The sequence below is a fragment of the Allosphingosinicella indica genome, assembly GCF_900177405.1.
Taxonomy (GTDB): Bacteria; Pseudomonadota; Alphaproteobacteria; order Sphingomonadales; family Sphingomonadaceae; genus Allosphingosinicella; species Allosphingosinicella indica.
This window is the reverse complement of record NZ_LT840185.1, coordinates 1,575,952-1,602,046: the sequence shown is the minus strand read 5'-3', so window position 1 is coordinate 1,602,046 and position 26,095 is coordinate 1,575,952. Positions and strand designations below refer to the sequence as shown.

The 26,095-nt window shown below is 66.7% G+C and carries 29 protein-coding genes and 1 tRNA gene; 13 read left to right on the top strand and 17 right to left on the bottom strand.

Annotated features, from left to right (window positions below; translation table 11 throughout):
• Window positions 1-19: 19 nt before the first annotated feature.
• The gene (mnmA, locus tag B9N75_RS07905; protein ID WP_085218300.1) at window positions 20-1,126 is read left to right on the top strand and encodes a tRNA 2-thiouridine(34) synthase MnmA; all 1,107 of its coding nucleotides are present in this window, start codon (window positions 20-22) and stop codon (window positions 1,124-1,126) included.
• Here mnmA and B9N75_RS07900 read toward each other — a convergent pair.
• The 5 genes from B9N75_RS07900 to pdxH are packed head-to-tail and all read right to left on the bottom strand — an operon-like array spanning window position 1,112 to window position 5,658.
• On the bottom strand, window positions 1,112-2,386 hold the full coding sequence (locus B9N75_RS07900) for an APC family permease (protein ID WP_172840845.1): 1,275 nt from the start codon (window positions 2,384-2,386) through the stop codon (window positions 1,112-1,114). The two genes, mnmA and B9N75_RS07900, sit on opposite strands and share 15 nt — an antisense overlap.
• On the bottom strand, window positions 2,383-3,351 hold the full coding sequence (dmeF, locus tag B9N75_RS07895) for a CDF family Co(II)/Ni(II) efflux transporter DmeF (RefSeq protein WP_085218298.1): 969 nt from the start codon (window positions 3,349-3,351) through the stop codon (window positions 2,383-2,385). Before dmeF ends, B9N75_RS07900 begins: the two co-directional genes overlap by 4 nt.
• Window positions 3,352-3,353: 2 nt before the next feature.
• Entirely contained in the window at window positions 3,354-4,142 is a 789-nt protein-coding gene (locus B9N75_RS07890) for a PhzF family phenazine biosynthesis protein (protein WP_085218297.1), read from the bottom strand.
• A complete protein-coding gene (locus tag B9N75_RS07885) occupies window positions 4,139-5,080 on the bottom strand; it encodes a cation diffusion facilitator family transporter (protein WP_085218296.1) in 942 nt (313 codons plus the stop codon). The genes B9N75_RS07890 and B9N75_RS07885 overlap by 4 nt, the downstream gene beginning before the upstream one ends.
• On the bottom strand, window positions 5,077-5,658 hold the full coding sequence (gene pdxH / locus B9N75_RS07880; RefSeq protein WP_085218295.1) for a pyridoxamine 5'-phosphate oxidase: 582 nt from the start codon (window positions 5,656-5,658) through the stop codon (window positions 5,077-5,079). The genes B9N75_RS07885 and pdxH overlap by 4 nt, the downstream gene beginning before the upstream one ends.
• 100 nt (window positions 5,659-5,758) lie before the next feature.
• On the opposite strand from pdxH, the gene B9N75_RS07875 reads away from it, so the two are divergent.
• Genes B9N75_RS07875 through B9N75_RS07855 form a run of 5 tightly spaced genes read left to right on the top strand, consistent with a single transcriptional unit; the run spans window position 5,759 to window position 10,587 of the window.
• Window positions 5,759-6,706: a DnaJ C-terminal domain-containing protein gene (locus tag B9N75_RS07875; RefSeq protein WP_085218294.1), complete on the top strand. Its 948-nt coding sequence runs from the start codon at window positions 5,759-5,761 to the stop codon at window positions 6,704-6,706.
• 6 nt (window positions 6,707-6,712) lie between these two features.
• Window positions 6,713-7,672, top strand: coding sequence for a YihY/virulence factor BrkB family protein (locus tag B9N75_RS07870; protein WP_085218293.1), 960 nt, complete (start codon window positions 6,713-6,715; stop codon window positions 7,670-7,672).
• Window positions 7,669-8,472, top strand: a complete 804-nt coding sequence (fabI, locus tag B9N75_RS07865) for an enoyl-ACP reductase FabI (protein ID WP_085218292.1) — start codon at window positions 7,669-7,671, stop codon at window positions 8,470-8,472. Before B9N75_RS07870 ends, fabI begins: the two co-directional genes overlap by 4 nt.
• Window positions 8,473-8,508: 36 nt before the next feature.
• Complete coding sequence (locus B9N75_RS07860) at window positions 8,509-10,293, top strand: SLC13 family permease (protein ID WP_244552294.1); 1,785 nt, start codon at window positions 8,509-8,511, stop codon at window positions 10,291-10,293.
• Window positions 10,294-10,302: 9 nt separating this feature from the next.
• The gene (locus B9N75_RS07855) at window positions 10,303-10,587 is read left to right on the top strand and encodes an acylphosphatase (protein WP_085218291.1); all 285 of its coding nucleotides are present in this window, start codon (window positions 10,303-10,305) and stop codon (window positions 10,585-10,587) included.
• Here the strand turns inward: B9N75_RS07855 and B9N75_RS07850 are convergent.
• The 7 genes from B9N75_RS07850 to B9N75_RS07820 all read right to left on the bottom strand — a co-directional run bounded on the left by B9N75_RS07850 (window position 10,584) and on the right by B9N75_RS07820 (window position 17,527).
• Window positions 10,584-11,117 carry a superoxide dismutase family protein gene (locus B9N75_RS07850; RefSeq protein WP_085219473.1) on the bottom strand — a complete coding sequence of 178 codons (534 nt, stop codon included), beginning with the start codon at window positions 11,115-11,117 and terminating at the stop codon, window positions 10,584-10,586. The two genes, B9N75_RS07855 and B9N75_RS07850, sit on opposite strands and share 4 nt — an antisense overlap.
• Before the next feature lie 58 nt (window positions 11,118-11,175).
• On the bottom strand, window positions 11,176-12,480 hold the full coding sequence (locus B9N75_RS07845) for a UDP-glucose dehydrogenase family protein (protein ID WP_085219472.1): 1,305 nt from the start codon (window positions 12,478-12,480) through the stop codon (window positions 11,176-11,178).
• A gap of 175 nt (window positions 12,481-12,655) precedes the next feature.
• A complete protein-coding gene (locus B9N75_RS07840) occupies window positions 12,656-13,774 on the bottom strand; it encodes an OmpA family protein (RefSeq protein WP_085218290.1) in 1,119 nt (372 codons plus the stop codon).
• A gap of 204 nt (window positions 13,775-13,978) precedes the next feature.
• Entirely contained in the window at window positions 13,979-14,470 is a 492-nt protein-coding gene (locus B9N75_RS07835) for a DUF2793 domain-containing protein (protein WP_085218289.1), read from the bottom strand.
• 9 nt (window positions 14,471-14,479) lie between these two features.
• Window positions 14,480-15,004 carry a GTA baseplate fiber-binding domain-containing protein gene (locus B9N75_RS07830; RefSeq protein WP_085218288.1) on the bottom strand — a complete coding sequence of 175 codons (525 nt, stop codon included), beginning with the start codon at window positions 15,002-15,004 and terminating at the stop codon, window positions 14,480-14,482.
• A 546-nt stretch (window positions 15,005-15,550) separates the two neighbouring features.
• The gene (locus B9N75_RS07825; RefSeq protein ID WP_085218287.1) at window positions 15,551-16,873 is read right to left on the bottom strand and encodes a DNA-packaging protein; all 1,323 of its coding nucleotides are present in this window, start codon (window positions 16,871-16,873) and stop codon (window positions 15,551-15,553) included.
• 117 nt (window positions 16,874-16,990) lie between these two features.
• Complete coding sequence (locus tag B9N75_RS07820) at window positions 16,991-17,527, bottom strand: hypothetical protein (RefSeq protein ID WP_085218286.1); 537 nt, start codon at window positions 17,525-17,527, stop codon at window positions 16,991-16,993.
• A gap of 137 nt (window positions 17,528-17,664) precedes the next feature.
• Between B9N75_RS07820 and B9N75_RS07815 the strand changes: the two genes are divergently transcribed.
• Window positions 17,665-18,228 (top strand): Panacea domain-containing protein, encoded by a 564-nt coding sequence (locus tag B9N75_RS07815; RefSeq protein WP_085218285.1) that lies wholly within the window; start codon window positions 17,665-17,667, stop codon window positions 18,226-18,228.
• A 127-nt stretch (window positions 18,229-18,355) separates the two neighbouring features.
• Window positions 18,356-18,556: a hypothetical protein gene (locus B9N75_RS07810; RefSeq protein WP_085218284.1), complete on the top strand. Its 201-nt coding sequence runs from the start codon at window positions 18,356-18,358 to the stop codon at window positions 18,554-18,556.
• A 7-nt stretch (window positions 18,557-18,563) separates the two neighbouring features.
• Here the strand turns inward: B9N75_RS07810 and B9N75_RS13980 are convergent, their stop codons facing one another.
• Both B9N75_RS13980 and B9N75_RS14205 read right to left on the bottom strand, forming a co-directional pair.
• Window positions 18,564-18,743 carry a hypothetical protein gene (locus B9N75_RS13980; RefSeq protein ID WP_157123749.1) on the bottom strand — a complete coding sequence of 60 codons (180 nt, stop codon included), beginning with the start codon at window positions 18,741-18,743 and terminating at the stop codon, window positions 18,564-18,566.
• 22 nt (window positions 18,744-18,765) lie between these two features.
• Window positions 18,766-18,915 carry a hypothetical protein gene (locus B9N75_RS14205; protein ID WP_172840844.1) on the bottom strand — a complete coding sequence of 50 codons (150 nt, stop codon included), beginning with the start codon at window positions 18,913-18,915 and terminating at the stop codon, window positions 18,766-18,768.
• A gap of 225 nt (window positions 18,916-19,140) precedes the next feature.
• Between B9N75_RS14205 and B9N75_RS07805 the strand changes: the two genes are divergently transcribed.
• The gene (locus tag B9N75_RS07805; protein WP_157123748.1) at window positions 19,141-19,536 is read left to right on the top strand and encodes a hypothetical protein; all 396 of its coding nucleotides are present in this window, start codon (window positions 19,141-19,143) and stop codon (window positions 19,534-19,536) included.
• A 48-nt stretch (window positions 19,537-19,584) separates the two neighbouring features.
• A tRNA-Leu gene (locus B9N75_RS07800) sits at window positions 19,585-19,681 on the top strand.
• Between the two features lie 142 nt (window positions 19,682-19,823).
• On the opposite strand, the gene B9N75_RS07795 is transcribed toward B9N75_RS07800, so the two are convergent.
• From B9N75_RS07795 to B9N75_RS13975, 3 genes are all read right to left on the bottom strand, one after another.
• Window positions 19,824-20,774, bottom strand: a complete 951-nt coding sequence (locus B9N75_RS07795) for an IS1595 family transposase (protein WP_085218282.1) — start codon at window positions 20,772-20,774, stop codon at window positions 19,824-19,826.
• A 264-nt stretch (window positions 20,775-21,038) separates the two neighbouring features.
• On the bottom strand, window positions 21,039-21,275 hold the full coding sequence (locus tag B9N75_RS07790; protein WP_085218281.1) for a hypothetical protein: 237 nt from the start codon (window positions 21,273-21,275) through the stop codon (window positions 21,039-21,041).
• A 45-nt stretch (window positions 21,276-21,320) separates the two neighbouring features.
• On the bottom strand, window positions 21,321-21,554 hold the full coding sequence (locus B9N75_RS13975) for a hypothetical protein (RefSeq protein WP_157123747.1): 234 nt from the start codon (window positions 21,552-21,554) through the stop codon (window positions 21,321-21,323).
• A 386-nt stretch (window positions 21,555-21,940) separates the two neighbouring features.
• Here B9N75_RS13975 and B9N75_RS07780 point away from each other — a divergent pair, with 386 nt between their 5' ends.
• The 3 genes from B9N75_RS07780 to B9N75_RS14200 are packed head-to-tail and all read left to right on the top strand — an operon-like array spanning window position 21,941 to window position 26,095.
• The gene (locus B9N75_RS07780; protein WP_085218279.1) at window positions 21,941-23,047 is read left to right on the top strand and encodes a glycosyltransferase family 4 protein; all 1,107 of its coding nucleotides are present in this window, start codon (window positions 21,941-21,943) and stop codon (window positions 23,045-23,047) included.
• On the top strand, window positions 23,040-25,262 hold the full coding sequence (locus tag B9N75_RS07775; protein ID WP_085218278.1) for an amylo-alpha-1,6-glucosidase: 2,223 nt from the start codon (window positions 23,040-23,042) through the stop codon (window positions 25,260-25,262). The genes B9N75_RS07780 and B9N75_RS07775 overlap by 8 nt, the downstream gene beginning before the upstream one ends.
• Window positions 25,259-26,095 carry a hypothetical protein gene (locus B9N75_RS14200; protein ID WP_210189340.1) on the top strand — a complete coding sequence of 279 codons (837 nt, stop codon included), beginning with the start codon at window positions 25,259-25,261 and terminating at the stop codon, window positions 26,093-26,095. The genes B9N75_RS07775 and B9N75_RS14200 overlap by 4 nt, the downstream gene beginning before the upstream one ends.

The following is a 26,095-nucleotide window of genomic DNA, read 5'->3' as shown; positions in this document are numbered from 1 at the left end:
GGCGCTATGGGGCGCGGCGATGAACGCGGATTTCCAGCTCGGCCGCTCCGCGAAGGGCGCGCGGATCGTCGTCGCCATGTCGGGCGGCGTCGACAGCTCGGTGGTGGCCGCGCTGGCCGTTCAAACCGGCGCCGAGGTGATCGGCGTGACGCTCCAGCTCTACGATCATGGCACCGTGCCGCAACGCGCCGGAAGCTGCTGCGCCGGGCAGGACATCTACGACGCACGCACCGTCGCCGACCGGCTCGGCATCGCGCACCACGTCTTCGACTATGAAAGCCGCTTCCGCGAGGGCGTGATCGACCGCTTCGCCGACGAATATGTGAGGGGGCGCACGCCGATCCCCTGCGTCTCGTGCAACCAGGGTGTGAAGTTCACCGATCTCCTGGGCTTCGCGCGCGAGATGGGGGCGGATTGCCTCGCGACCGGCCATTACGTCCGCCGGGTCGCCGGGCCGCACGGCGCCGAACTCCACCGCGCGGACGATCCCGCGCGCGACCAGAGCTATTTCCTGTTCGCGACGACCCGCGACCAGCTCGACTATCTCCGCTTTCCGCTCGGCGACATGCCCAAGCCCGCAGTGCGCGAGGCGGCGCGCGCGCTCGGCCTGCTCGTCGCCGACAAGCCCGACAGCCAGGACATCTGCTTCGTCCCCAACGGCGATTATGCGTCGATCGTGAAGAAGGTCCGCCCCGAAGCGGGCGAACCGGGCGCGATCGTCGATCTGGAAGGCCGCGAGATCGGCCGCCACCGCGGCCTCATCCATTTCACCGTCGGCCAGCGCCGCGGGCTGGAGATCGGCGGGCAGCCCGAGCCGCTCTACGTTGTGCGGATCGAACCCGAGACCCGCCGCGTTGTCGCCGGCCCCAAGGCCGCGCTCGCGGTGCGAGGCGCGCGCCTTTCCGGCATCAACTGGCTCGGCGAGGACCAATGCGACGATCTCACCGTCAAGGTCCGCTCGATGGCCAAGCCCGCGCCCGCGCGCTTCGCCGACGGTGCGGTCCATTTCGAAACACCCGAATATGGCGTTGCCCCCGGCCAGGCCGCCGTCCTCTACCAGGGCGACCGCGTCCTCGGCGGCGGCTGGATCGAGGAAACTTTCGCGGCGGAGCTAAGCCCGGCCTGACGCGCGCCTCGCGGCGAAATAGAGGATGATCCCGGCGGCGAGCAGCGCGGCAAGGGTGATCCATGCGGTCGCGTTGGATTGCGCCGCGCCCCACAGGCCGACTGCAATGCCCGCTGCGACAAGTGCGTAGACGCTCCAGCCTGCGCGGCCCACAGCGGCACGCTCGGCAGCGGGAAGCGCAGCGATGCTGAGGCCGTAGACGAACATCCGCGCCAGCGTGCTCACCACCGCCAGCCAGACGAAGCTGCCGGTTACTGCGAGCAACGCGCCGAGCGCGCCCATGAACAGGATCGAATTGGCCGGCGTCGCCCAGCGGCGGCTGACCCGGCCGAACCAGCCGGGCAGCACTCCCTCCTCGGCGAGCGCATAGGTGACGCGCGGCGTCGAGGTCATCGAGCCGGAGATATTGCCCGCGACCGACGCGAGCGCCGCCGCGGTGATGAGTGCAGCCCCCGCCGGGCCAGCCAGCGCAAAAGCGAAGGCGACGAGCGGCGCATCGGGGTGCGCGTCCGCCGGCATCACCGCCACATAGGCGAGCTGGACGAAGAAATAGAGCGCCGCCGTCGCGACGATGGTTGTGATGAGCGCGCGCGGGATGGTCTTGAGCGGACTGCGCGTCTCGCCCGCGGGCACCACCGAATTTTCGAAGCCGACAAAGGCGTAGAGAGTGAGCAGCGCCGCGGCCTCGATTCCCGACAGCGGCGGCGGCGGGCCGGGCGGCGGCACACCGTCGGCATAGAGCGCCAGCCCCCAGCCGGCGAGCGCGACCAGCGGCGCGGCCTTGAGCAGGGTCAGCGCATCGAGCGCGCGGATCGCGCGGCGTACCCCGACGAGGTTGACGTAGGTAACCGCCGCGGTGAGCGCGAGCAGCACCGCGATGCGGCCCGGGCCGGTGCCGAGCGGACTCCACAGCGCACCGGCATAGGTCGCGAAGACATTGGCGTTGGCGGCGAGCGCCGCGACGCGCGCGACATAATAGAGCCAGCCGGCCTGGAACGACACGAAGCGGCCGAAGGGCGCGGTGTAGGCGACCGGCCCGCCCGATGCCGGCACCCGCGCCGCCAGCCGCGCGAGCGGCAGCGCGATCAGCAGCACCAGCGCGCCGAACATCGGGAACAGCCAAGGGCTGAACGCGCCGAATTGTTCGTGCAGACTGCCGGGCAGCGCGAAGATGCCCGCGCCGACGATGCCGTTGAACGACAAGAAGGCCGATCCTGCGAAGGATATGTCGCGGCGGAGGCGGCCGTCCTCTTCGCTCAAGTCGGCGCCTCTCCGGCTCCGCAGCCATGATCGGGACAGCGGTTCGCCTCCACCGTCAGATGCGCGATGCGGCTCTGCCCGGCGAGCCGCGCCTTGTAATCGGTGGGCGGCAGCGGCCGCTCGGCGACCAGCGAGACGATCGCCGCATATTTGCCGGGGCCGACCTGCCAGAGGTGCATGTCGGCGATCCGCGCATCGCCGTCGCTTTCGATCGCCGCGGTGATCGTGTCGGCCAGCGCCGCGTCGGGAACGGTGTCGGTCAGCACCGAGGCGGTGTCCTTCGCCAGCCCCCACGACCAGCGCGCGATCACCACGGCTCCGATGATGCCGACCGCCGAATCGAGCCAGGTGATCCCGAACCAAAGCCCTGCGACCAGCGCCGCGATCGCGAGCACCGAGGTCAGCGCGTCGGCAAGGACGTGGAGGTAGGCCGATCGCAGATTGTTGTCGTGGCCGTGGCTGTGGCCGTGCCCATCATGGCCGTGATGGCCATGACCGTGATGATGCCCGCCGCCGGCGAGCAGCCAGGCGCTGACCAGGTTCACGAGCAGGCCGATGACGGCGACGACGATCGCCTCGCGGAAGGCGACGCGGCCGGGATCGATCAGCCGCTCGACCGATTCGATGCCGATGCCGATGGACACCGCGCCGAGCCCCAGCGCCGATGCGAAGCCGGCGAGATCGCCGACCTTGCCGGTGCCCCAGCCGAACCGCACGTCCCCGGCGCGGCGCCGCGCGAAGGCATAAGCGGCGGCGGTGACGCCCAGCGCGCCCGCGTGCGTCGCCATGTGCCAGCCGTCCGCCAGCAGCGCCATCGAGTTGAAGATGTAGCCGGCGGCGATCTCCGCCACCATCATCACCGCCGTCAGCGCGACCACCCACCAGGTCCGCCGCTCGTTCGACGCATGGGCATGGCCGAGAAAGGCGTGGTCGTGGGTGTGATCGGCGATGTCGTGGCGGTGCATGGTCAGATCAGCAGCAGCCCTTCGATGACGGTGACGCAGCGCCCGCCGAGGATGACGCGGTCCCTCGCCATGCGGCAATCGACGCGCCCACCGCGTGCGCTTGCCTGGAAGGCTGAGACGCTCTCACGCCCCAGCCGCTCCGCCCAGAAGGGCGCGAGCGCGGCATGGGCGGAGCCGGTGACTGGGTCCTCATCGACACCCCAGGCCGGCACAAAGACGCGGCTGACCACGTCCATTTCGCCATCGCCCGGCGCGGTAACGATCGCCATCAGCGATATCTCCCGAAGCGCCGCCATGTCGGGCGTGCAGGCGCGCACCGCGTCGGCATCGAGGAGCAGGACGATCGCTGTCTCCTCCGCGCCCTCATAGGAAAGGAAAACCTCCGCGCCCGGCGTGCCGAGCGCGGCGAGCAGCGCCGCATCCTCCGCCCGCCGCACGCGCGTCGCCGGCAGATCAAGCGTCAGCGCATCGCCGTCACGCGCGACGGTCAGCACACCGGCCTTGCGGGTGCGGAAGCGCACCGCATCGCCTTCGATCAGAACATGCCCGCTGGCCAGCGTCGCGTGGCCGCACAGCGCCACTTCGGTGGTCGGGGTGAACCAGCGCAGCTCGTAATCGGCGTCGCCATCGGCCAGCGGCACGGTGAAGGCGGTTTCGGAGAGATTATTCTCTAGCGCGATCGCCTGCATTATCGCGTCGGGAAGCCATGCCTCCAGCGGCACCACCGCGGCCGGGTTGCCGGTGAACGGTCGGTCGGCAAAGGCATCGACCTGGACGAACCGCAGGCTCATGCGCGCTTGCCGAACCAGTGGGGAACGACTTCTTCCTCGATAAGCGCATTGCCGGGATGATCGACATGCCCGTCGGGATCGACGTGGATCAGCACTTCGACATTGGGGAACTCGCGCCGCAGATTCTCTTCCACTTCCTCGACGATGTCATGCGCCTTCGCGACAGTGATGTCGGCAGGGACATGCATGTGGAATTGCGCGAAATCGTGCGATCCGCTGTGCCGGGTACGGAAATCGTGGATGCCGAGCAGTTGCGGATGCTGCGCAGCGACCGCGATGAAACGCTCGCGCATTTCCTCCGGCCATTCCCTGTCCATGAGCTGATCGATCGCGTGGCTCGACGCCTTGAACGCGCCCCACGCCAGCCACAGCGCGATCGCGATGCCGAAGATCGGATCGGCACTGGCAAAGCCCAGGAACTGGTCGAGCACCAGCGCCGCTATCACCGAGAGGTTGAGCAGCAGATCGCTCTGGTAGTGGACGTTGTCGGCGCGGATCGCGATCGATCCGGTCTTCTTGATGACGCTGCGCTGATAGGCGAGCAGCGCGAAGGTCGCGACGATAGCGACGATCGACACGCCGATGCCGAACTCGGCATCCGTCGTCGGCGCGTCGGCGCCCAGCCGCTCGATCGCGCGCCACGCGATCGCGCCAGCCGACGCGGTAATCAGGGCGACCTGGAACAGCGCCGCCAGCGCCTCCGCCTTGCCGTGGCCGAAGCGGTGGTCGTGGTCGGCCGGCTCCGCGGCGATGCGCACGCCGTAGAGTGTCACCAGCGAGGCGAGGAGATCGAGCCCGGTGTCGGCGAGCGAGCCGAGCATCGCCACCGACCCGGTGTGCCAGGCGGCGAATCCTTTGAGCGCGAGCAGGAAGGTCGCCGTCGCGACGCTCGCGATGGCGGCCGATATCGTGGCGCGGGCGGCTTCCTGGCGAGTCATGGGTAGAGCAAGCCTTCGGCCCATGCGCCGCCGTCGGCAAGCGTGAAGATGCGCCGCTCGTGCAGCCGATGCGCCCGGTCGCTCCAGAATTCGAACCGCTCCGGGGTCAGCCGGAAGCCCGACCAGCGCGGCGGGCGCGGCACATTGCTGCCAGCAAATCGATCGCTCATCGCCCCGAAGCGCACCTCGAAAGTCTCCCGGTCGGCGAGCGGCCGGGATTGATCGGACGCCCAGGCGCCAAGCTGCGAATCGCGGGATCGAGTGGCGAAATAAGCGTCCGCCTCCTCTGCGCTCACTGCCTCGAGCGCGCCCTCGATTCGAATCTGGCGGCGCAGCGATTTCCAGTGAAACAGCAGCGCCGCCTTGGGATTGGCCGCGATCTCGCCGCCCTTGCGGCTGTCGAGATTGGTGTAGAAGGCGAAGCCGCGCGCGTCGTGGCCCTTCAGCAGCACCATCCGCACCGAGGGGCGGCCGGCCGCATCGGCGGTGGCCAGCGCCATCGCGTTGGGATCGTTGGGCTCGGCCGCTTCGGCCTCCGCCATCCAGTGATCGAACAGCAGATGCGGGTCTTCGCTCATGCCCGCCTCTTGCCGCCGGACGCCGCTTGGCACAAGCATGGGTTGCGGCGCCGCCCCATCGGGGCCATTTCGGGATCGTCAGTGAGGACATGAGGGGCGAATGGCCGATCTCTACGCGACATTGGGGGTAGCGCGCAGCGCCGACGAGGCGGCGATCAAGAAGGCGTATCGCAAGCTCGCCAAGGAGCTGCACCCCGATCGCAACAAGGATAATCCCAAGGCGACCGAGCGCTTCGCCAAGGTGACGCAGGCCTATGACATCCTCACCGACAAGGACAAACGCGCGCAATACGACCGCGGCGAGATCGACGACGAGGGCAATCCGCGCGCACCATTCGGCTTCAGCCGCGGCGGCCAGCCTGGCGGCGGCTTCCGCTCCGGATCCGGCGGTTTCGAGGGGTTCGGCGGCGGCGGCGCGGAAGCGCCCGACCTCTCCGACCTGTTCGAGGGCCTGTTCGGCGGAGGCGGCGGCGCGCGGCGCGGCGGCGGCGGGTTCGGCGGCGGCTTCGGCCGGTCCGCGCCCCCGCAGAAGGGCGCTGACGTCGCCTATCGCCTGTCGGTGCCGTTCGAGGATGCCGCCGCGCTCAAGGAGCAAAGGGTGACGCTCTCCGGCGGCCGGACGCTCGACGTGAAGCTTCCCAAGGGCGTCGAGGACGGCACCCGCATCCGCCTTTCCGGCCAGGGCCAGGCCGGGCCGGGCGGCAACGGCGATGCGATCGTCACCATTGCCGTCACGCCCCACCGCTTCTTCACCCGCGACGGCAACGACGTGCGGCTCAATCTCCCGATTTCGCTCGCCGAGGCGGTGCAGGGCGGCAAGGTGAAGATCCCGACGGTGGAGGGCGCGGTGATGATGGCGATCCCCAAGGGATCCACCTCCGGCAAGGTGCTGCGCCTCAAGGGCCGCGGCTTCCACGGCAAGTCGGGCCGCGGCGATCAGCTCGTCACGCTGATGGTCGACGTGCCGACCGACGACGCCGATCTCGCGGCCTTCGTCGAAGGCTGGAAAGGCGGCGGAGGAAACCCGCGGGCCGGGTTGGGCGTCTAACGCTACGTGACTGGTATCTCGCCTGAATCGCCCGAAGCGCGGCGCAAGCGCTTCGCCAAGACCCGCGCCCGGCTCGACAAGCAGGTCGAGAAGATCAAACCCGGCACCTATCCCTTCGAGGTCGGCAAGCGCGTCGTGGTGGGCGTCTACAGCGACGGCTTCATCCACGCCGGCAATCTCGCCTATCTGGCGCTGCTGACGCTGTTCCCGTTCGTCATCGTCGCCGCCGCGGTCGCGCGGCTGTTCGGTGCCACCGAAGGCGGCCTCGATACGATCGTCGCCCTCCTCCAGACGATGCCGCCGACCGTAGCGGACGTGCTGCAGAAGCCGATCAACGACGTCCTCACCGCCCGCTCCGGCACATTGCTCTGGGTCGGTGCGCTGGTCGGCCTCTGGACCACCGGCAGCTTCATCGAGACCATCCGCGACATCATCCGCCGCGCTTACGGCATTTCCTACAGCCGCCCATTCTGGGAATATCGGCTGGGATCGATGGGGATCATCATCGGATCGGTGGTGCTGGCGCTGACCGCTTTGGCGCTCTCGGTCATGCTCGCCGGCGTTCAGCAATTCGTCGTCAGCTATCTGCCGGGCGCGAGCACGGTCTTCCTCAACCTCTTCCGCCTGCTCCCCGCCGTCGTCCTGTTCGGCTCGCTCTACTTGCTCTTCTACACGCTAACGCCGAAGCGTTATCGAAAATGGACCGTCTGGCCCGGCCCCGCGCTCGTCAGCATCTGGTGGGTCGGCACCACCGCGCTCCTGCCCCGCGTCATCTCTACGCTCGGCAGCTACGACCTCACTTACGGCAGCCTTGCCGGTGTGATGATTGCGCTCATCTTTTTCTTCATCATAGGCTTGGGCGTGGTTATTGGGGCCGAACTCAATGCCGCGCTCGCGGAATCGCCGAGCGATGCGCATGACAATATCGGCCAGGCCGACAACCGGGCGCGAGAGGAGCGGGAATGACGGGATTGATGGCGGGGAAGCGCGGCCTCATCATGGGCCTGGCCAACGATCGATCGCTCGCCTGGGGAATTGCCAGGGCGCTCAGCGAACAGGGCGCCGAACTCGCCTTCAGCTATCAAGGGGAAGCGCTGGCGAGGCGCGTCGCGCCGCTGGCGGAACAGCTCGGCTCCGATCTGCTGATCGACTGCGACGTCGCCGATATGGACGCGCTCGACCGCGCGTTCGCCGCGCTGGCGGAACGCTGGCCGACGATCGATTTCGTCGTCCACGCCATCGGCTTTTCGGACAAGAATGAGCTACGCGGGAAGTATGTCGACACCAGCCTCGACAATTTCCTGATGACGATGAACATCTCCGCCTACAGCTTCGTCGCGGTCGCCCGGCGGGCGCGCGCGATGATGCCGGATGGCGGCAGCCTGCTCACCCTCTCTTATTACGGCGCCGAGAAGGTCATCCCGCACTATAACGTCATGGGCGTCGCCAAGGCCGCGCTCGAAACCTCGGTCAAATATCTGGCGATGGATCTCGGGCCGGAGAACATCCGCGTCAACGCCATCTCCGCCGGGCCGATCAAGACGCTCGCCGCCAGCGGCATCGGCGATTTCCGCTACATCATGAAGTGGAACGAATATAACGCGCCGCTCCGCCGCAACGTCACGATCGAGGACGTCGGCGGCGCCGGCCTTTATCTCCTCTCCGATCTCGCATCCGGCGTTACCGGCGAAACGCACCATGTCGACGCCGGCTACAATGTCGTCGGGATGAAGGCCGAAGACGCTCCCGACATTGCCACCACGTAACGGGAGCGAAACGCACGATCGCTCGTTGAACGCGACGTGACAGGGGGCATCCAGGCATTCATCGATACGCATTCGGCGGTGATCGGTCTCGCGATCCTCGCCGTGATGTTCGTCGAATTCATCCGCGAGCGTTACGCAGTTTCGGTCATCTCGCTGCTTGGTGCATGCGCGTTTCTTGCGCTCGGCCTCCTCGACGCTGACGGCTTCTTCTCGGTCTTCTCCAACACTGCGCCGATCACCGTGGCGGCGATGTTCATCCTCTCGGGCGCGCTGGTCCGCACGGGCGTGATCGATGCGGTAGCTTCTTTCTTCGTCGCCCGCGCCAAGCGGCATCCACGGCTCGCCGTGTTGGAAGTTTTCGGCGGCGCGCTCGCGGTCGCGCCCTTTATGAACAACACGCCGGTGGTTGCGATCCTTATTCCAATCGTCTTCCGCCTCGCCACCGCAACCGGGTTCGGCGTCAAGAAGCTGATGATGCCGGTATCGATCATCGCGGTGCTCGGGGGCTGCCTGACACTCGTCGGCACCTCGACCAACCTCGTCGTCGACGGCCTCGCGCGCGACGCCGGCATGCTGCCGTTCGGCATCTTCGAGATCACGCCTTACGGGGCCGCGGCAGTGGTCGCGGGCTGTATCGGGCTGCTTATTCTCGGCCCCTGGCTGCTTCCCAACGATCCGCCCTCGGGCATGATGGGTGACACCGAGGACGGTGATTATCTTACCGAACTGACTGTGCGGGAGGACAGCGCGCTCATCGGGAAGCTTGCCGGCGAAATTGGACCGATCAAGCGGCGCATGAAGCAGGTGCGCGCGATTATTCAGGGTTCGCGGACTTCCTGGTCGGATCTTGAAACCGTGGCTTTGGGTGCCGGCGACCGGATCGTACTGCGCGCGCAAGCCGCGGATCTGCTAACGCTTCGGCAAAACAAGGACTTCTTGGTCGGCATCACCCGAGGCGTCCTGCCGGTCGATGATGAGCAGGAAATCGTCGAGACGATGATCGCGCCGACCCATCCCTCGATCGGCGGGCGGCTGGCCGACGTTCCCTTCTTCAACAAATTGCGCGTCCGCGTACTGGGCATCATGCGCTACCGTCACCTTCCCGGCCCGGATCTCGCCAATGCCCGGTTGCGCGCAGCGGATCGCCTGTTGATCGCTGCAGGTCCGGATTCGGTCCAGGCGCTGCGCGACAATCAGCACCTGCTCGGCGCCAACCCAATTGCCAATCGCGCATTTCGTCCCGATCTCGCGCCCATCGCGATCCTCGCGCTCGCCGCCGCGATTACGGTTTCGGCCCTCGGCCTGATGCCGATAGCAGTGTCGGCGGTGCTCGCGACGGCGGCGATCCTGCTCCTCCGTTGCATCGATCCAGCGGAAGCCTGGGCATCGATCGACGGCGACGTCCTCATCCTCATCTTCGCGATGCTCGCCGTCGGGCTCGGACTTGAGCAAGCGGGCAGCGTGCGATTGATGGTGGATTGGATCACGCCGATGCTGCGCGACGCATCCCCCGCGATGCTCGTCTTTCTCATATACTTCATGACGATGCTGCTCTCCGAACTGCTCAGCAACAACGCCGTCGCGGCGATCGTCACGCCGGTTGTCATCTATCTCGCGCGCGATCTCGGCGTGGATCCGCGCCCGCTGGTGATCGCGGTCATGATCGCCGCCTCGGCCTGCTTCGCGACTCCGATCGGCTATCAGACCAACGTCATGGTCTATGTCGCCGGCGATTACCGCTTCATGGATTTCGTCAAGATCGGCGTCCCGCTCAACATCATCGTCGGCGTCGCTGCCTGCTTGGCGATCATCCTGATATAGCCGGCGGCGATGGAGATTGCCCGCCATTTGACGATCCGCGGCCGCGTCCAGGGAGTCTGGTATCGTGCGTGGATGGCGGAGCAGGCGGAAGCGCTCGGCGTGCGCGGCTGGGTTCGCAACCGGAGCGACAGCACCGTAGAAGCGCTGGTGGTGGGGAGTGCCGACGCGCTGGAGGGCCTGATCACGCGCTGCCGTCAGGGTCCGCCCGCCGCGCGCGTCGATTCGATCGACAGCGAAAAGGCCGATCCCGCAGACGCGGGACCGGCCTTCGAAAAGAGAACGACTCTAGCTTAACCGAACACGCCGCATGCGATCCGCGCGCCGCTGTTGCCGGTCGGGTCGGTGCGATAATCGTCCGCCGTCGCATGGATGACGATCGCCGCGCCGTCGGCATCCAGCATCGGTGCTGCGCCACCACGCACCATCGCGCCCTTTATGGTGAACTCGACAGTGCCGCGCCCGTCCGATCCGATCACGATGTTGGGGAGATCGCCCATATGCGGGCCGGAGGCATTGTCCTTGCCGTGCTGCATCTTGCCCGGGTTCCAGTGCCCGCCCGCGCTGTCGAAGCTCGGCGGCGTGCACTGGCCGACGGTATGGACGTGAAGACCGTGCGAACCGGGCGGGAAGCCCATTGCATTCACCCGCACGCGGATATCGTTGCCGGCCTGCGAAGCGGTCGCGTTGCCGCGGCTCTGGCCATCGGCATCGAGCAGCCCGGCATTCGCGCTGACGACTTCGGCGCTGCCGCCATCTCCTGCCGTGGTGCATGCCGCCGTCGCCAGAATCGCGGCCGCACCCAGGATCGTCACCATCGCCTTCATAAACTCGTCCTCCTGTTGTCGCGGAATGAACGAGCCGTCGTCCGATGGGTTGCGCGCGTCAAGCGCGGCCGATGCCGGAATATTGGAAGCCTGCAGCAGCGGCATCCTGCGGACTGTAGACGTTGCGGAGATCGACGAGGATCGGCTGCGCCATTTTCGCCGCCAGCCGCCGGAGATCCAACGCGCGCAGAACGTCCCATTCGGTGACAAGCACCGCGGCGTCTGCGCCGTTCGCCGCGTCATAGGGCGTGGCGCAGAAGGTGACGCTCTTCATCAGCGGCTTGGCTTGCTCGACCCCTTCCGGATCGAACGCGCGGACGACAGCGCCGGCATCTTCCAGCGCCTGCACGATCGCGATCGACGGCGCATCGCGCATGTCGTCGGTGTTGGGCTTGAAGGTGAGGCCGAGCAGCGCGACCGTCTTCCCGCGCGCGTCGCCGCCCAGCGCCTGGATGACGCGGCGTCCCATTGCACGCTTGCGCTGGTCGTTCACCGACGCGACGGCCTCGACAATGCGCAGCGGCGATTCGTAATCCTCCGCCGTCTTGAGCAGCGCCAGCGTATCCTTCGGGAAGCAGGAGCCGCCATAGCCTGGGCCTGCATGCAGAAACTTGCCGCCGATCCGGTTGTCCAGCCCGATGCCCTGCGCCACGTCCTGCACGTCGCCGCCGACCTTCTCACACAGATCCGCCATCTCGTTGATGAAAGTGATCTTGGTCGCGAGGAAGGCGTTGGCCGCATATTTGATGAGCTCGGCCGAACGGCGGCTGGTGAACAGCAGCGGCGCCTTGTTGAGATAGAGCGGCCTGTAAACCTCGCGCATGATCGCGCGCCCGCGCTCGTCGTCGGCGCCGATCACGATCCGATCCGGCCGTTTGAAATCCTCGATCGCCGCGCCTTCGCGCAAGAACTCGGGGTTGGACACCACCCAGGCCTCGGCGTCGGGCGAAGTCTCGCGGATGATCCGCTCCACCTCGTCCCCCGTGCCCACCGGCACCGTCGATTTCGTGACGACGACGGTCGAGCCTGTCAGGGAAGCTGCAATCTCCTCCGCGGCTGCGAAGACGTAGCTGAGATCGGCATGGCCGTCGCCGCGGCGGGATGGTGTGCCCACCGCGATGAACACGGCATCGGCGCCCGCAACGGCCGTCGCAGTGTCGGTGGTGAATGACAGCCGCCCGCCCCGCACGTTGCTCGCGACCAGCCGGTCCAGGCCGGGCTCATATATCGGCATCACGCCGCGCTCGAGTGCGGCGATCTTTTCGGCATCCTTGTCGACGCAGATCACGTCGTGGCCGAAATCCGAGAAACAGGCGCCGGATACGAGACCCACATAGCCCGTACCGATCATCGCAATCCGCATCACATCGCCCCGAATGGAAGTTCGGCGCCCGCCTAGCAAAGCGAGCGGCTCGGGGCCAGCGCTCGCGGTCGCTCCCCCTCAGCGGCCAACGCAAAAGAAAAGGAGCCGGCCCTTGCGGACCAGCTCCCTTCTTTCACCAGTCCGGTGACTGCCGCCGGAGCGGCAGTCCTCGGTCTTACATGCCCGAACCCGGACCGAAGGTGATTTCCACGCGCCGGTTCTGCGGCTCGCGGACACCGTCGGCGGTTTCGACCAGCGGACGGCTTTCGCCGAACGCTTCGGTGGACATGGCACCATCCGGAACACCACGGCCAGCCATGTACGAGCGGACCGAGTCAGCACGACGCTGAGACAGACCGACGTTGTAGCTTGCCGAACCCGAACGATCCGCGTGACCAGCGAGCACGACCTGCGCCTGACCGGTCTGCTGATAAGCAGCGGCGGCGTTGTCGAGGATCGCTGCGGCCTGCGGCGTGATGTCCGACTTATCCCAGTCGAAGAACACGATGAACGGCCCAACCGGCGGCGGCGGAGGCGGCGGCGGCGGGGGCGGAGGAGGCGGCGGAGGCGGAGGCGGAGGCGGCGGAGGCGGCGGGGGCGGAGCCGCGCCGAAGTTGAAGATCAGACCACCGAGCAGCGAGTGCGAGCGGTAGCGGAACTCCGTCTCCTGACCGTTGAACGCGACCATGCGAACGTCCGGCACGTTGAAGAAGCGATACTTCAGGCTGACGTCGATGTTGTCGGTGACCGCAGTGCGGACGCCGGCGAACACCTGCCAAGCAAGACGCGTGTCGCTGTCGTCGAGGAACGGCGCGACATTGGCATAGACGCGCTGGTTGTCCGACTCGACGCGGGCGACACCGACACCGCCGCCGACGAAGCCGTTCAGGCCGTCGTCGTCGCCGAAGTCGAGCATACCGTTCGCCATGAAGCTCAGGACGTTGACGTTACCGCCACCGAACGGAAAACTCGGCGGAGCGGTCGTGATCGACGGACCCGTGCCCGGAAGCAGGATGCGACGCGCGGTCTCGATGCTCTCGAGATCGGCGCGCTTGTAAGCGACTTCGGCCTCGATGCGGAACGACCCGAGGTCGTAGCCGACGAAGGCGCCGCCATCGAACCCGTAATCATAGTTCAGGATGGCAGCGTTGTTGGTTGCGCCAACGTCGAGTTTGATATCCTCGACGAGCATGCCACCAAACTCGCCGCCGACATACCAGGCGCCATCACGCGCGAGGGCCGGGGTGGCGAGCACGGTGGATGAAAGCGCCACAGCTATGGCGAGCTTCCGCATAGAATCTTCCCCTTTCTTGTGCGTTCCAACGGGAACGGCCTTGGACTCATTACGGTAAGGTGAGTTTCCGCGCAAGCACGCTTATCCCCACAATTGTTGCCGAAATGCCGCAGTTTATCCCTAAGGAATGCCTGCCGCGGTTCGACAATCACACCGCAAACGGCAGTTCAGCCCTTCCGGTTTCATTTTCCAGAGCCCTGAGAGTCAATCAATCAGGCCGTGTGACTTTAACGCAACAATAATCTCCTCCACTGCTGACCGTGCCTCGGCATCGATTATCGTTCCACCTGAAGGAGTTGCTATCTCCGCAAGTCGCGATCCTACCACCTGTACCCCACCGACGAAAATCGCGTCGGCGCAAATGGAACTTTCCCACGTCGCGCCAGTCCATCGCAGGAGCCGGCCCTCGCCATCCTCCCAGATCTGCATGCCCGGCCTCGGCGCCACGAAACGCCATCCGCCTTCGGTCCAGGCGGCGAGGGCATGCGCCTGCCCGCTCCATGCCCCGCTCGGCGTGCTTCCGACGATCCAGCAGTCGCCCGCCGCTGGTGCCGCGGGCGGCGCATTGCGCGGCGGCTCGATCACCGACGCATGCAAAGCGGCATCGATCCGCGCGAGCGCCTCGTTGTGGAAAAGCTCCTTCTGCGCTTGCCCGGGAAGAATGTGAGGCAGCGCGAAGCGCGGCGTAGTGGCCATGCGCGTCTCCTATGATGAAAGGGTGAGCGTCGTCGCGCGCGATGGCGCGAACATGCCTGTCTGCCGGACGGCGACGATGAAGGGCGCCCCGCCGTCCGCAGCCTGTGCAGCGGCACTATATAGATAGCCGGGCGTATCGAGCGGGACCGCCCGTCCGTTGATCGTCAGCAGATAGCGCTCCGCATCTTCGCCCAGCGGCACATCGCCGCCGTCGCGCCAGTCCCATCCGTCGCGGCTGCGTCGCACCCAGGCCAATCGGATATCGCCGCCGGCCAGATGCTCGGCCGTGAGATGCACCGGCGACGGCGGACGCAACATCGCGCCCTCGATCGTCACGGAAGCGACGACCGGCGCACCCGCGTCGCCCAGCCCTTCCGCCATTACGGAAAGCGATCCGCCGATGCGCGATGCTGGAAGATCGATCGTGGCCAGCGTCGGCGCTTCCAGAAGAATGAAACGGGCTCCAACGGCATGGTCTCCGGCCGCCCATTCGGTGCCGCGCCGCCCGCGCAGCAGGCGGGAGAGCCGGAACACGCGCGCCCACCCGCTCGGGGCGCAGCGCGAACAGCTCCGCCGGCATCGCCGCCGCGTCGCAGACGATCTGCAGGAAGGCGTTGCCGTGGAGCAGCAGATGCGCCGCCGCCGCCTCCATCAGCCCCGGCGCGCGGACCAGAGCGGCCGCCTTCGCCTCGCCCGCCAGCGCATAGAGCGGCACGCCGGCAAGCCCTTCCGCCACCAGCCGCACCGCGCGCTGCGCCACCGGATTGCCGAGATAGGCGGCGCGCACCTGCGCCTCGTAGGATCGCGGCCACGGCTCCGCCGCCGCCCCGCCCCACCGCTCCACAAGAAAAGGCCGCGGCACCGCCGCGGCCTTCCGCCCGAACCATTTCATGGCCTTGCTCTCCAGAATAACGGACACCCTTGCGCCGCTCTCCCTCTCCCGCTTGCGGGAGAGGGTTGGGGTGAGGGTGCGAGCGCAGCGAGCATAAAGCGCCTCCGCACCACCCTCACCGCTGCGACTAGTGCGCTCCCGTCAGGACCGCCCAAGTCTCGCTCCTCTCCCGCAAGCGGGAGAGGGAATTACGCCACCCACACCCGCGGCTCCGCCTTCCTCCCCAGCATCAGATCGGTCAGCGCCCATACCATCGCGTCCGCCCGGTCCGGCGATCGGCCCGGGCCTTCATAATCCCCGCCGAAGGTCATCCCCGCCATCTCGTCCTCCAGCGCGGGGAAGGCGCCGGCGAGCTTCGCCAGTCCGCGCTCGAACAGCGCCGCCACCGGCTCGGCGCGGACGCTCTTGCCGCGCCGCGCGTGGACCGCGCGCACCGGCAGCGTCACCCCGGCGCTGCGCAGCACGCTCTCCACCATGTCGCCGCCCATGTTCGCCTCGGCGATCACTCGCGATGCGCCCCACGCCTCCGCCGCCGCCTCCACCGCGCGCGCCCAGCCGTCGGGGCGGAGGCCACCAACGCTCGCATCGGCGAGCACATAGCCGGTGCCGCTGCGCGCCAGCCCCGCGACGACGATGCCGCACGCATCGCCCCGCGCGCTCGCCGGCGGATCGACCGCCACCACCACGCGGGCCAGCGCCGCCGGCGCCGGCGCACGGCTGCGCTCGATCAGGTCGCGCGGCCACAGGCTCCCCTCCGCCTCGCTCAATATCTCGCCGTCCAGCTCCTGCCGGCCGAGCCGCGTGCCGCCATAGGTGGCGCGCATCATCGCGACGAAATCCTCGTCCAGGCTGACATTCTCGTCGGTGCTGCCGCGCGTCTTCACGCTGCGCGGCGCCGCTGCGATCGCATCGAGCAGCTTCAGCGGCCGCGGTGTCGTCGTCACCATCGCGCGCGGCCGGTGCCCGGCGCGCAGCCCCATCTGCAGATTGTGCCACGTCTCTTCGGCCCGCGCCCATTTCGCCAGCTCGTCGCACCAGGCGAAGTGATGCTCCGGCCCGCGCAGCCCGTCCGGATGCTCGCCCGAATAGACATAAGCCACGCTGCCGTTGGGCCAGGAGAGCTTGCCCAGGCTCGGCTCCCAGCGCGGCACCCGCGCGCCGCGCCAGCGCGCGACGTTGAGCAGCCCCGCCGGCCCCTCGATCATCACGCTGCGCACTTCCGCGGCGCTCGCGCCAATCAGCGCAATCCGGCAACCGGTACGCGCCGTCGCCATGCCGTGCACCCATTCCGCGCCGGCCCGCGTCTTGCCGAAGCCGCGCCCCGCGATCATCAGCCAGGTGCGCCAGCCCTCCGCGTCCCGGGGGAGCTGGCGGCGGTCGGCCCATAGCTCGAACCAGGCGTCCATCCTGAGCAGGTCGCTCGCCGTCATCCCGCCCAGGAAATCGCGCCACCCGCCTTCGTCGAGCGCGCCGAGCAAAGCCCGCACCCGCCCCACGTCCAACCCGTGCATCACTCTCTCCGATGTCCGATCGCCCGCAGCCCAGCCGCCACCCTCTCCCGCTCGCCCCCGGCAACCCTCTCCCGCCCGCGGGAGAGGAGCGAGACTTGGCAGTCCCGAAGGGAATGCCTAGTCGCAGCGGTGAGGGTCGGACGCCTCAGCAACCCCCGCCGCCCCCGCCGCCAGTTTCGCCTTCAGCCGCTTCAGCTTGCCCTCGATCTTCGCCCGCAGCTCCGCCAGCTCCGCGCCCTCCGGCTCGCTGTCCGCGGCATGCGCCGCGTCGCGGTGCATGCGGAGCAGCGCCAGCGCCGTCTGGTTCGAATATTCGCGCACCACGTCGGTGCTGCCGTCGGGCCGAGTGATCTCCTTCACCACGCCCTGCATCGCGCGTTCCAGCAGCACCAGCTCCAGCCGCGCATAGCCTTCGCTCAGCGCCGCCGCCCAGCGCGCGCGGAACGCCGCCCGCGTCCGCCGCCGGCGATAGGCCGCACTGTCGCTCACCCCCGCCGCCGCCGCCGCACGGCTGACGTTGCACCCCTCCGCCAGCGCCATGAAGAAGGCGTCCTCGGTCGCCTTGTCCCACCGCTCGCGCGCCACCGCCACGATCCGGGGCCGAGCCCCGCCGCGCAGCACCGCGCCCCGCACCGCCCTCCGCTTCGCCACCATCGCCCACCCCACCAAACGCCGGGCGCAACGAAAAAAGGCCCCCGGTCACCCGAGAGCCCTGCCCGACTCGCAATTCTTCAGCGTGGATACCTAGTGGCGTATCTGTCTTTTACAAACCCACAGAGGGGAGGTGGGGAATGGGCCTTTGGGCGTGCCTCACCAAGTGGGCTAAAGGGATAGCGCTCGACGAAAGCGCAGAACAATCCTACATTGCAAAGGTGCAATACACACCGCTAGCCTTGGCCAACACGTTTGTGGAGCGATATGGATCAAGCAATACGCTTGACCATATGAAGCTCCAGAAGCTGGCGTTTTATGCCTACGGCTGGTGGCTCGCCTACAATCCGCAGCCTGTGCTAAATGAACCGCCGCAGGTTTGGAGGCATGGCCCTGTATTTTCTTCGCTCTACGGCGCTCTCCGGCCGTTCGGTAGCGCGCCCATTACTAAACCCGTGGGAGGCCCTAACCGCACGCCCCCCACGATACCTGCGACCGATGACGTGGCGCGCAGTTGGGTCGATTGGGTGTGGAACCGTTACGGGCACCTCAATGCCCTCCAGCTTTCGGATATGACGCATGAGGTGGGGACCCCTTGGCAGATTGAGGCGGCGGCGCGAGAATATCGAGTCCCACAGCACCATCCCATCCCCGACGCCACAACCCGAGCCTACTTTAAGCGTCTTGCCGCCAACCTTACCTGACGTAAGTAACGAGGAGACTTTTGAGGTCGCTCGCGAGCCGTCGAGTTCAGCCGAGAAGAGACAGCTCGAAGACCTTCGCGAGAAGCGGATTAAAAACGATTCCGAAGAGCAAGACGTAGGCGAGCGCATGCGTTACGCCGACCACGCCTACGGCATTACCCAAGCCTGGGTCGGCTTCCTGATCGTTCTAACGATCGCGCAATTCTCCTTGAAGCCGCTCGGCTTAGGGCTGTCCGATGGAGCTTTTGTGGCTGTCTTCACAACCACGACGGCGGCCGTGTTCGGCTTTTGGCTGTTAGTCGGGAAATATCTGTTTCGAAGCCGGTAAAAGGTTCCTAGCGACCGAGCTTTTCGACAGCCTTTTCCATCGCCTCGATATTCTCCCGAAGCGCGTCGTTCAAATGGGCGGTCGACCCTACCAGTTCGCCGAGCAATTTCGGACCCATTAAGGGCGCTTGCCCAAGCGCCTCGTCGGCTCGACGTAGTAGCCGCTGGGTATCGGCGACGAGAGCCATGCCATCTCCAACAGTCTCTGGGTTACTCATCGCCATTCTCCACCGGCTTCTGCTTCACCAGCTTCCCTACGCGCTCCCGAAAGCGCTCCGGGTCATCGTCCGTCTCTAGGTCGCGAGCGGCCTGCTTGAACTTGTCGAGTTGCCCCGGCGCAGGGTCAGGTGAAATCGTCATAACAATGGGTCCTTTCAACTTCTTGACAGTGACGGAAACGGGAGTTTTCCGGCACTTTCAGCACGGTTGACACCTCTTGCGGAATCTCCGGAGGCAATTTACCATACGCCCGTGCCCGTATGGCGGAATGGTAGACGCAGTGGTCTTTAAAACCAAAGTCCTCTCCGGGGCGTGCCGGTTCGAGTCCGGCTGCGGGCACCATTGTCACTTTCAAAGGATATAATCGTGAACGCGAAAGAGCAAATGCAGATGATAGACGCAGAGCTGGCCCGTATCAGGTCCGAGATCGAACGGCTTCGCGCCCAAGAAGAGGTGCTCCTTAAGCTCCGATCCAGCTTCAGCGGGGAGCCCGCCGCCGTCGCGCGCAAGCGATCCTCCCCAGTGAAGCCGCTTGTAATCGACATTATGCGTAGCGTGGGATTTGCTGGCGCCACCTCGGCGGAGGTGGACGACATGGTGCGCGAGAAGGTGCCCACGGTTGCGAAGGACAGCGTGGGCTCGATCCTGTCTCGGCTGAAATCTGCTGGCGCGCTCGTTTACAGCGGTGAGCGCTACTATGAGAAGCAGTTCGCCCCGAAGGCAGAATCCCCTTTTGAACAGGGGTTACGGGCGGTAGGATAAAGGTGAAGCCCCCGACCAGTGGTAGCTGGCCGGGGGCTTAGAGAATATGGACGCGTGGCAGAGCGGTTTAATGCTCCGGACTCAAAATCCGGCGGGGTAGCCCATCACAGCATCGCCCCCGTGGGTTCGAATCCCACCGCGTCCGTAACCTCTGGAATTGGCGAAGCCTCTCCGGGGCGTTTCGTCACTTCCAAACCGGAAGCTAACGAAAACCCCTTAAAAAAGCCCGTTCAAGCTGTTTGACTCGGATAGCTTTGACAAACCTATCAAGTCGAATGCTTCCCTGATTAAGAAGCGTATGTCAGCCGCTTGCCGACGATGCCCCGCACCGCTTCGTGCGAACGCGCGCGATCATCGACGCCATTCGCGATGCGGTTGTTATAGCGGAACTCGAACTCCGCCAGATAGCGGTGTAGGTGCTGCTCGCCGCAGTGCTGATAGACGCCGCGCATGCCGCGCTTAAAGATCGAGAAGGCGCCTTCCACGGTATTCGTGTGAATGGTGCGGTCCTCCGGGTGGACATACTGGTGACCGCCGTGAAGCGTGGTGCCGTGCTCGGCGAACTGCTTGCCGATCTTGGAATACATGCGGGCTTCGTCCGTCATTAGGCGGGCTTCGCGGCTGATGTTGGCGAGGACGATCGGGTGGACCTGCTCGGCGCGGAACTTGTCGAACGTGAAAGAGCGCATGGTGCCGGTAGCGCGGTCCACCAGCGACAGGACGCCCAGCTTGTGAGCGTGACCGCCACGGCCCTTCTGAACGCCCTTGCGGTTGCCGAAATAGGTTTCGTCCACCTCGACAGCGCCGCCGCCCGAACCGAACGGAGCGAGATCGCCAGAGCGCATCGCTTCACGGATGCGGTGAGCGAGAAACCAAGCGCTCTTATACTGGACTTCCAAAACGCGAGCGAGCTGGTGGGCGCTGATGCCCTTCTTGCTCGACACCATGAGGTGAACGGCCTGTAGCATCTTGTGAAGCGGCATGCGGGCGTGCTCGAAAACAGTGCCGACCTTGACGGTGAACTGCTTGCGGCACTCGCCACACTTCTTGAGGCCGTGGCGGACAACGCCCTCCGGGCTCTTCTTGCTCGGCTTGGAACGGACGCCCGCCAGATCATAGACGCGACCGGCGACAACGCCGCAGTGCGGACAGGTCACTCCGTCAGCCCAGACGATGCTTTCCAGATACTCGAAAGCCTTGGCTTCGTCGTGGAAGTGAGGGGAAGAAAGAACCGACATGGTGAACCGCTCCGTTGATGCTTCCTTATGGCATCAATCGGTGGGTTTGTAAACTACATAATCGCCTACCTAGTGCCAGATCAGCGTCACGATGTCAACTATATTATCCTGTTTGGTTCAGAATTATGACAAGCATTGCGATAGCAAAAATAGCGGGCACGACTACGCGAAGCCATCGGTAGGCGAACACGGTTGTGCACCGGTCGCACGTTGGAAACATCTCCGGGCCGTGCATAAGTCTGCCGCAGTGCTCGCAAGGCTCCTTCATATCTTCGGGTCCACACGGTCTGGCTGAGTTTCATCGGCGCGCCTTGCGCGATAATCAGCCGAACTGCGCAACATTTCTTCTATCTTGCCAAGCTGACGCCCAATCTCGCCCAAGTTCCCAAAGAGACGGTCGTATAGCTCAATCTGCATGCGTCTAACGCTGCGCGCGGAATCGGCGACCTGCCAGATCAGCGCCACCACCAGCAGTGCGATTATCGCCAACAGCCAGATCATATCGCTCGACACCTGCACGCCAATCTCCCGCTCGCCCGGTAGGGTTCACTTGGGTTCGTCATCCGCCTTTAGGGGCTTTGCGCACCAACGCCATTCCGCGGCAGCACAAATGACAAGCAAGATATACATGAACACGAAGCCAATTGCCGCGCGCCGCCCGGCTTCAGCGAACGTCGCGGCATTCGAACTTCCGCTGATCCAGACCGATGTCGTGATGACGACGACAGTCACCGTGGCGAGAATCAAAGGCCTGAGCCAGATATATTTCCAGACGGGCATTCTACGCTCAACGCTGTTTTGCGCGCAGCTTAGCCAAGACAGCCCAAACAAAAAAGGACCGCTCTCCCTCCCCCGGCAGAGCGGTCACTCCAGGTATCGGCGGCCGGTCGCGGTCGGCCTTTGGGGCTAAGGTGGTCCGGCCGCTTCCTTGAGGCGTCGACCGTGGCCTGTCCTTGCGAAAAGCATCCTGCCCCGCCCCCGCGACGCCGCGCGCGATCATCGACCGGCGCGCGCGCCGCCACGACGGAGCCGTTCCGCACGCGACGAAAGTGACGGAAACCGCGACGAAATCGACAGCCATGCCCTCCGCCGCAGGAACGCGCCCGCGCCGCGCGGCGTTTTCCGCTTCGGCCGCGCCCTCGCTGCCGCCTGTTGGAGTATGCCCCTTGAAGATCGCGCAGATCGCCCCGCTCGCCGAGGCTGTTCCCCCCAAGCTCTACGGCGGCACCGAGCGGGTGATCTGGTGGCTGACGGAGGCGCTGGTCGATCTCGGCCATGATGTCACGCTCTATGCCTCAGGCGATTCCGTCACCTCCGCGCGGCTGGTGCCGTGCAGCGAAGCGGGCCTCCGCCTCGCCGGGATCAACGACCACGCCGCTGCCACGCTGGCGATGCTTGATCGCGTGCTGCGCGAGGCGGACCGCTACGACATCCTCCATTTCCACGTCGATCTGCTGCAATATCCGATGTTCCGCCACCTCGCGGGCAAGTGCCTCACCACGCTCCACGGCCGCCAGGATCTTCCCGATTTCTGGCCGATCCACGATGCGTTTCCAGAGAAGAACCTGGTCTCCATCTCGGACAATCAGCGCGCGCCCATCCCGCAGGCCAATTTCATCGGCACCGTCTATCACGGCATGCCCGATGCGCTGATCCCCTTCGCGCCCGCGGGCGGCGATTATCTCGCCTTCATCGGCCGCATCTCGCCCGAGAAGCGCCCCGATCGCGCGATCGAAATCGCTCGGCGCGCCGGCATGAAGCTGCGCATCGCCGCCAAGATCGACAATGCCGACAAGGCCTATTTCGAGGAGCGGATCGCGCCGTTGCTGGAGGGCGCCGACGTCGAGTTCATCGGCGAGATCGGCGATGCCGAGAAGCCCGAATTTCTCGGCAATGCCGCCGCGCTGCTCTTCCCGATCGACTGGCCCGAGCCGTTCGGGCTGGTGATGATCGAGGCGATGGCGGCGGGCACGCCGGTCATCGCCTTCGCCAACGGCTCGGTGCCCGAAGTGATTGAGCCCGGCGTCACCGGCGCCATCGTCTCCTCGGTCGAGGAAGCGGTGGACGCCGTCCCCTTCGTCCGCGCCATCCCGCGCGAGACGGTGCGCCGCGCGTTCGAGGCACGCTTCACCGCGCACCGCATGGCGCGCGATTATGTCGCGCTCTACGAGAGCCTCGCCGGGCTCGGCACGCTGCCGCCGCCCGCATTCGCGGGTGATGCATTCGCCGCGAGCCGGGGCTTGGATATGGCGGGAGCGGGCACTTATGGCTGATGCCGATACGGATTCCGGCTGGAAGACGATCGCGCCGCAATCGGCCCCCGACGATTATCATATCGAGGTCGAGAAATCGCTGGTCGATCAGCCGCTTCGCACGCTGAAGCGGGACGATCTGTTTGGCGTGTTTGACAATTACGGCGATTTCCGGGGCGAGGAGCATGGCGCCCACGGCCTTTATTTCCACGACACCCGCTTCCTCTCGCGGCTCGAATTCCGGCTCGGCGGCAAGCCGCCGCTGCTGCTCGATTCCGTGGTGCTCGACGACAACAGCGCGCTCATCGTCGATACCTCCAATGCCGATCTCCACGTCAGCGCCGCGCCCGCCGGCGCCGCGCCGGTGGGGATGGAGCTGCCGCGCGAGACCTTGTTCGCCAGCCGCCTCAAATTCCTCTGGGAGGATGCCGCCTACGAGCGCATCCTCATCCGCCGCTTCGGCGGACCCGGCCTCACCATCCCTGCGGATCTCCGCTTCGACGCCGATTTCGCCGATCTGTTCGAGGTGCGCGGCGACATAAGGCTTAAGCGCGGCACGCTGAGCGCCACGGTGGTCGATCCCGCCACCGTCCGCTTCTCCTACGTCGGGCTCGACGAGATCGCGCGCACCACCACCATCCAGTTCGAGCCCGCGCCGGACGAGCTCCGCCCCCTCGGCGCGCGCTGGCTGGTCGATCTCACCGAGCGCGACCGCGCCACGATCCTCACCCGCGTCCATTGCGCGATCGGCGATGCCCCCGCCGCCGATCCGCCCAGCCCCATCGCCGCCTATCGCGGCCTCCGCCGATCGGGCCGCAAGCGCACCGCCGCGCTCCGCCAGGTGGAGACGTCGAACGAGATGTTCGACAGCGTGCTCGGCCGCTCCGCCGCCGATCTCGAGATGCTCATCACCAAGACGCCGCACGGGCTTTATCCTTACGCCGGCGTCCCCTGGTATTCCACGATCTTCGGCCGCGACGGCCTCATCACCGCGATCGAGCTGCTGTGGATCGCCCCCGCGATCGCGCGCGACGTGCTCCTCGTGCTCGCCCGCACACAGGCGACCGAGGTGGACGAAGCGGCGGACGCGCAGCCCGGCAAGATCCTCCACGAGATGCGCGGCGGCGAAATGGCCATTCTCGGCGAAGTGCCGTTCCGCCGCTATTACGGCACCGTCGATGCGACGCCGCTCTTCGTCATGCTCGCCGGCCTCTATTTCCGCCGCACCGGCGATCTCGAGACGATCCGCAGCATCTGGCCCAACATCCGGGCTGCGATGGGCTGGATCACCGATTGGGGCGATCCCGACGGCGACGGCTTCGTCGAATATCACCGGATGACCGACCGCGGCCTCGCCAACCAGGGGTGGAAGGACAGCCACGATTCGATCTTCCACGCCGACGGCCGTGGCGCCGAAGGCCCGATCGCGCTGTGCGAAGTCCAGGCCTATGTCTTCGCCGCGCACGAGGCCGCTGCGCTCCTCGCCGACGCCTTGGGCGAGCCCGGCGCCGAGGCCCATGCCGCCAAGGCGGAAGCGATCCGCACCGCGTTCGAGGACCGTTTCTGGATCGAGGAGATGGGCTGCTACGCGCTCGCGCTTGACGGGCGGAAGGAGCCGTGCCGCGTCCTCTCCTCCAACGCCGGCCATGCCCTTTTCGCCCGCATCGCCGCGCCCGATCGCGCCGCGCGTGTCGCGAAACTGCTCACCGGATCGCGCTTCTTCACCGGCTGGGGGATCCGCACCATCGCGGCGGGCGAGGCGCGCTACAATCCGATGTCCTATCACAACGGATCGGTGTGGCCGCACGACAATGCGCTGATCGCGATGGGCCTCGCCCGCTACGGCCACAAGGCGGAAGCCGCGCGTGTCCTCCACGGCCTGTTCGAGGCCGCGACCTATGACGAGCTCCACCGCCTGCCCGAGCTTTTCTGCGGCTTCCCGCGCCGCCGCAAGCGTGGCCCTACCGGCTATCCGGTCGCCTGCTCGCCGCAAGCCTGGGCGGCGGCGGCGCCCTTCGCGCTGCTCGGCGCGGCGATCGGCGTCGATCTCGATCATGCCGCGGGTGCGCTCGCCATCGACCGGCCGTTCTTCCCCGATTTCCTCGATAGCGTGCGCCTGCCCGAGCTGCGGCTCGGCAGCTCGGCGATGACGCTCGCCTTCCACCGCGCGGGGCAGGACATTGCGGCGCAGGTGGTGGCGCGCTCCGGCCCGGCGCGGCTCGTCGTCTCCAAATGACCGCCGTTCATCGACCGATCATGCGGCCTGTGGTAGTGAAATACCCCATGCGCTTTCTCCTCGCCTTTGCCGGAGTCGCCGCCGCCGCGCTCGCGATGCCCGCCGCCGCCCAGCAATCCGACGGGCGGCTCGGCGACATTCTCGAATCGCTGCCCCCTGAGGATGGTGCCGTCCCGCTGCCCGAGGCCGACGCGCCGTTCGCGCCGCGCGTAACTCCGCCGCCGCCTTCGGCAATGCCGCCCGGCCCGGTCCAGCCCGTCGTTACCTCGCGCACGTCGAGCGGCATCGGCATCGCCGATCTGCCACCCAGCCAGGTCGTCTCCGGCCCCTATGGCGGCGGCGAGCGGCCCGCCGACATGCCGTTCGGCCCGCCGACCGACGATCCCGCCAACGCCCCGCGCCTCGGCGGCGATCTCGCCGAGACGGAGGACGATCCCGCCGCCGAGCCGGTCGCCGTCGCCGATGCCGAGGGCGTCAATCCTTACACAGACGATGCCGCCGAACCGGCCGAGCCCGTGATCCTCACCGCCGAGCAGCAGCAGGCGATCTGGGAAGAGAATGAACGCGCCCGGCTGGCCGAGGCGGACCGCCGCATGGCCGCCCGTGCCGAGGAGATCCTCCGCGCCCGCGAAGCGCGCGCCGCCGAATATGAGGCGCAGATCGCCGCGCGCCAGGCCGAGATGGAGGCGCAGGACGCCGATTATCGGCGCACGCTCGACGAGGCGCGCCAGAACATGGAGCGCGACCGCGCCGCCTGGGAAGCCCGCGTCCGCGCCTGCCGCGCCGGCGACCAGAGCGCCTGCGCCACGAGGGAAGAACGGCGGCGCTACTGA

Bases quoted from the DNA above. Each gene is read 5' to 3' on its own strand.
- mnmA (WP_085218300.1), top strand. From the start codon at position 20: ATGAACGCGGATTTCCAGCTCGGCCGCTCCGCGAAGGGCGCGCGGATC.
- dmeF (WP_085218298.1), bottom strand. From the start codon at position 3,351: ATGCACCGCCACGACATCGCCGATCACACCCACGACCACGCCTTTCTC.
- B9N75_RS07890 (WP_085218297.1), bottom strand. From the start codon at position 4,142: ATGAGCCTGCGGTTCGTCCAGGTCGATGCCTTTGCCGACCGACCGTTC.
- B9N75_RS07885 (WP_085218296.1), bottom strand. From the start codon at position 5,080: ATGACTCGCCAGGAAGCCGCCCGCGCCACGATATCGGCCGCCATCGCG.
- pdxH (WP_085218295.1), bottom strand. From the start codon at position 5,658: ATGAGCGAAGACCCGCATCTGCTGTTCGATCACTGGATGGCGGAGGCC.
- B9N75_RS07875 (WP_085218294.1), top strand. From the start codon at position 5,759: ATGGCCGATCTCTACGCGACATTGGGGGTAGCGCGCAGCGCCGACGAG.
- fabI (WP_085218292.1), top strand. From the start codon at position 7,669: ATGACGGGATTGATGGCGGGGAAGCGCGGCCTCATCATGGGCCTGGCC.
- B9N75_RS07855 (WP_085218291.1), top strand. From the start codon at position 10,303: ATGGAGATTGCCCGCCATTTGACGATCCGCGGCCGCGTCCAGGGAGTC.
- B9N75_RS07850 (WP_085219473.1), bottom strand. From the start codon at position 11,117: ATGAAGGCGATGGTGACGATCCTGGGTGCGGCCGCGATTCTGGCGACG.
- B9N75_RS07845 (WP_085219472.1), bottom strand. From the start codon at position 12,480: ATGCGGATTGCGATGATCGGTACGGGCTATGTGGGTCTCGTATCCGGC.
- B9N75_RS07840 (WP_085218290.1), bottom strand. From the start codon at position 13,774: ATGCGGAAGCTCGCCATAGCTGTGGCGCTTTCATCCACCGTGCTCGCC.
- B9N75_RS07835 (WP_085218289.1), bottom strand. From the start codon at position 14,470: ATGGCCACTACGCCGCGCTTCGCGCTGCCTCACATTCTTCCCGGGCAA.
- B9N75_RS07825 (WP_085218287.1), bottom strand. From the start codon at position 16,873: ATGCACGGGTTGGACGTGGGGCGGGTGCGGGCTTTGCTCGGCGCGCTC.
- B9N75_RS07820 (WP_085218286.1), bottom strand. From the start codon at position 17,527: ATGGTGGCGAAGCGGAGGGCGGTGCGGGGCGCGGTGCTGCGCGGCGGG.
- B9N75_RS07815 (WP_085218285.1), top strand. From the start codon at position 17,665: ATGGGCCTTTGGGCGTGCCTCACCAAGTGGGCTAAAGGGATAGCGCTC.
- B9N75_RS07810 (WP_085218284.1), top strand. From the start codon at position 18,356: ATGCGTTACGCCGACCACGCCTACGGCATTACCCAAGCCTGGGTCGGC.
- B9N75_RS13980 (WP_157123749.1), bottom strand. From the start codon at position 18,743: ATGGCTCTCGTCGCCGATACCCAGCGGCTACTACGTCGAGCCGACGAG.
- B9N75_RS14205 (WP_172840844.1), bottom strand. From the start codon at position 18,915: ATGACGATTTCACCTGACCCTGCGCCGGGGCAACTCGACAAGTTCAAG.
- B9N75_RS07795 (WP_085218282.1), bottom strand. From the start codon at position 20,774: ATGTCGGTTCTTTCTTCCCCTCACTTCCACGACGAAGCCAAGGCTTTC.
- B9N75_RS07790 (WP_085218281.1), bottom strand. From the start codon at position 21,275: ATGATCTGGCTGTTGGCGATAATCGCACTGCTGGTGGTGGCGCTGATC.
- B9N75_RS13975 (WP_157123747.1), bottom strand. From the start codon at position 21,554: ATGCCCGTCTGGAAATATATCTGGCTCAGGCCTTTGATTCTCGCCACG.
- B9N75_RS07775 (WP_085218278.1), top strand. From the start codon at position 23,040: ATGGCTGATGCCGATACGGATTCCGGCTGGAAGACGATCGCGCCGCAA.
- B9N75_RS14200 (WP_210189340.1), top strand. From the start codon at position 25,259: ATGACCGCCGTTCATCGACCGATCATGCGGCCTGTGGTAGTGAAATAC.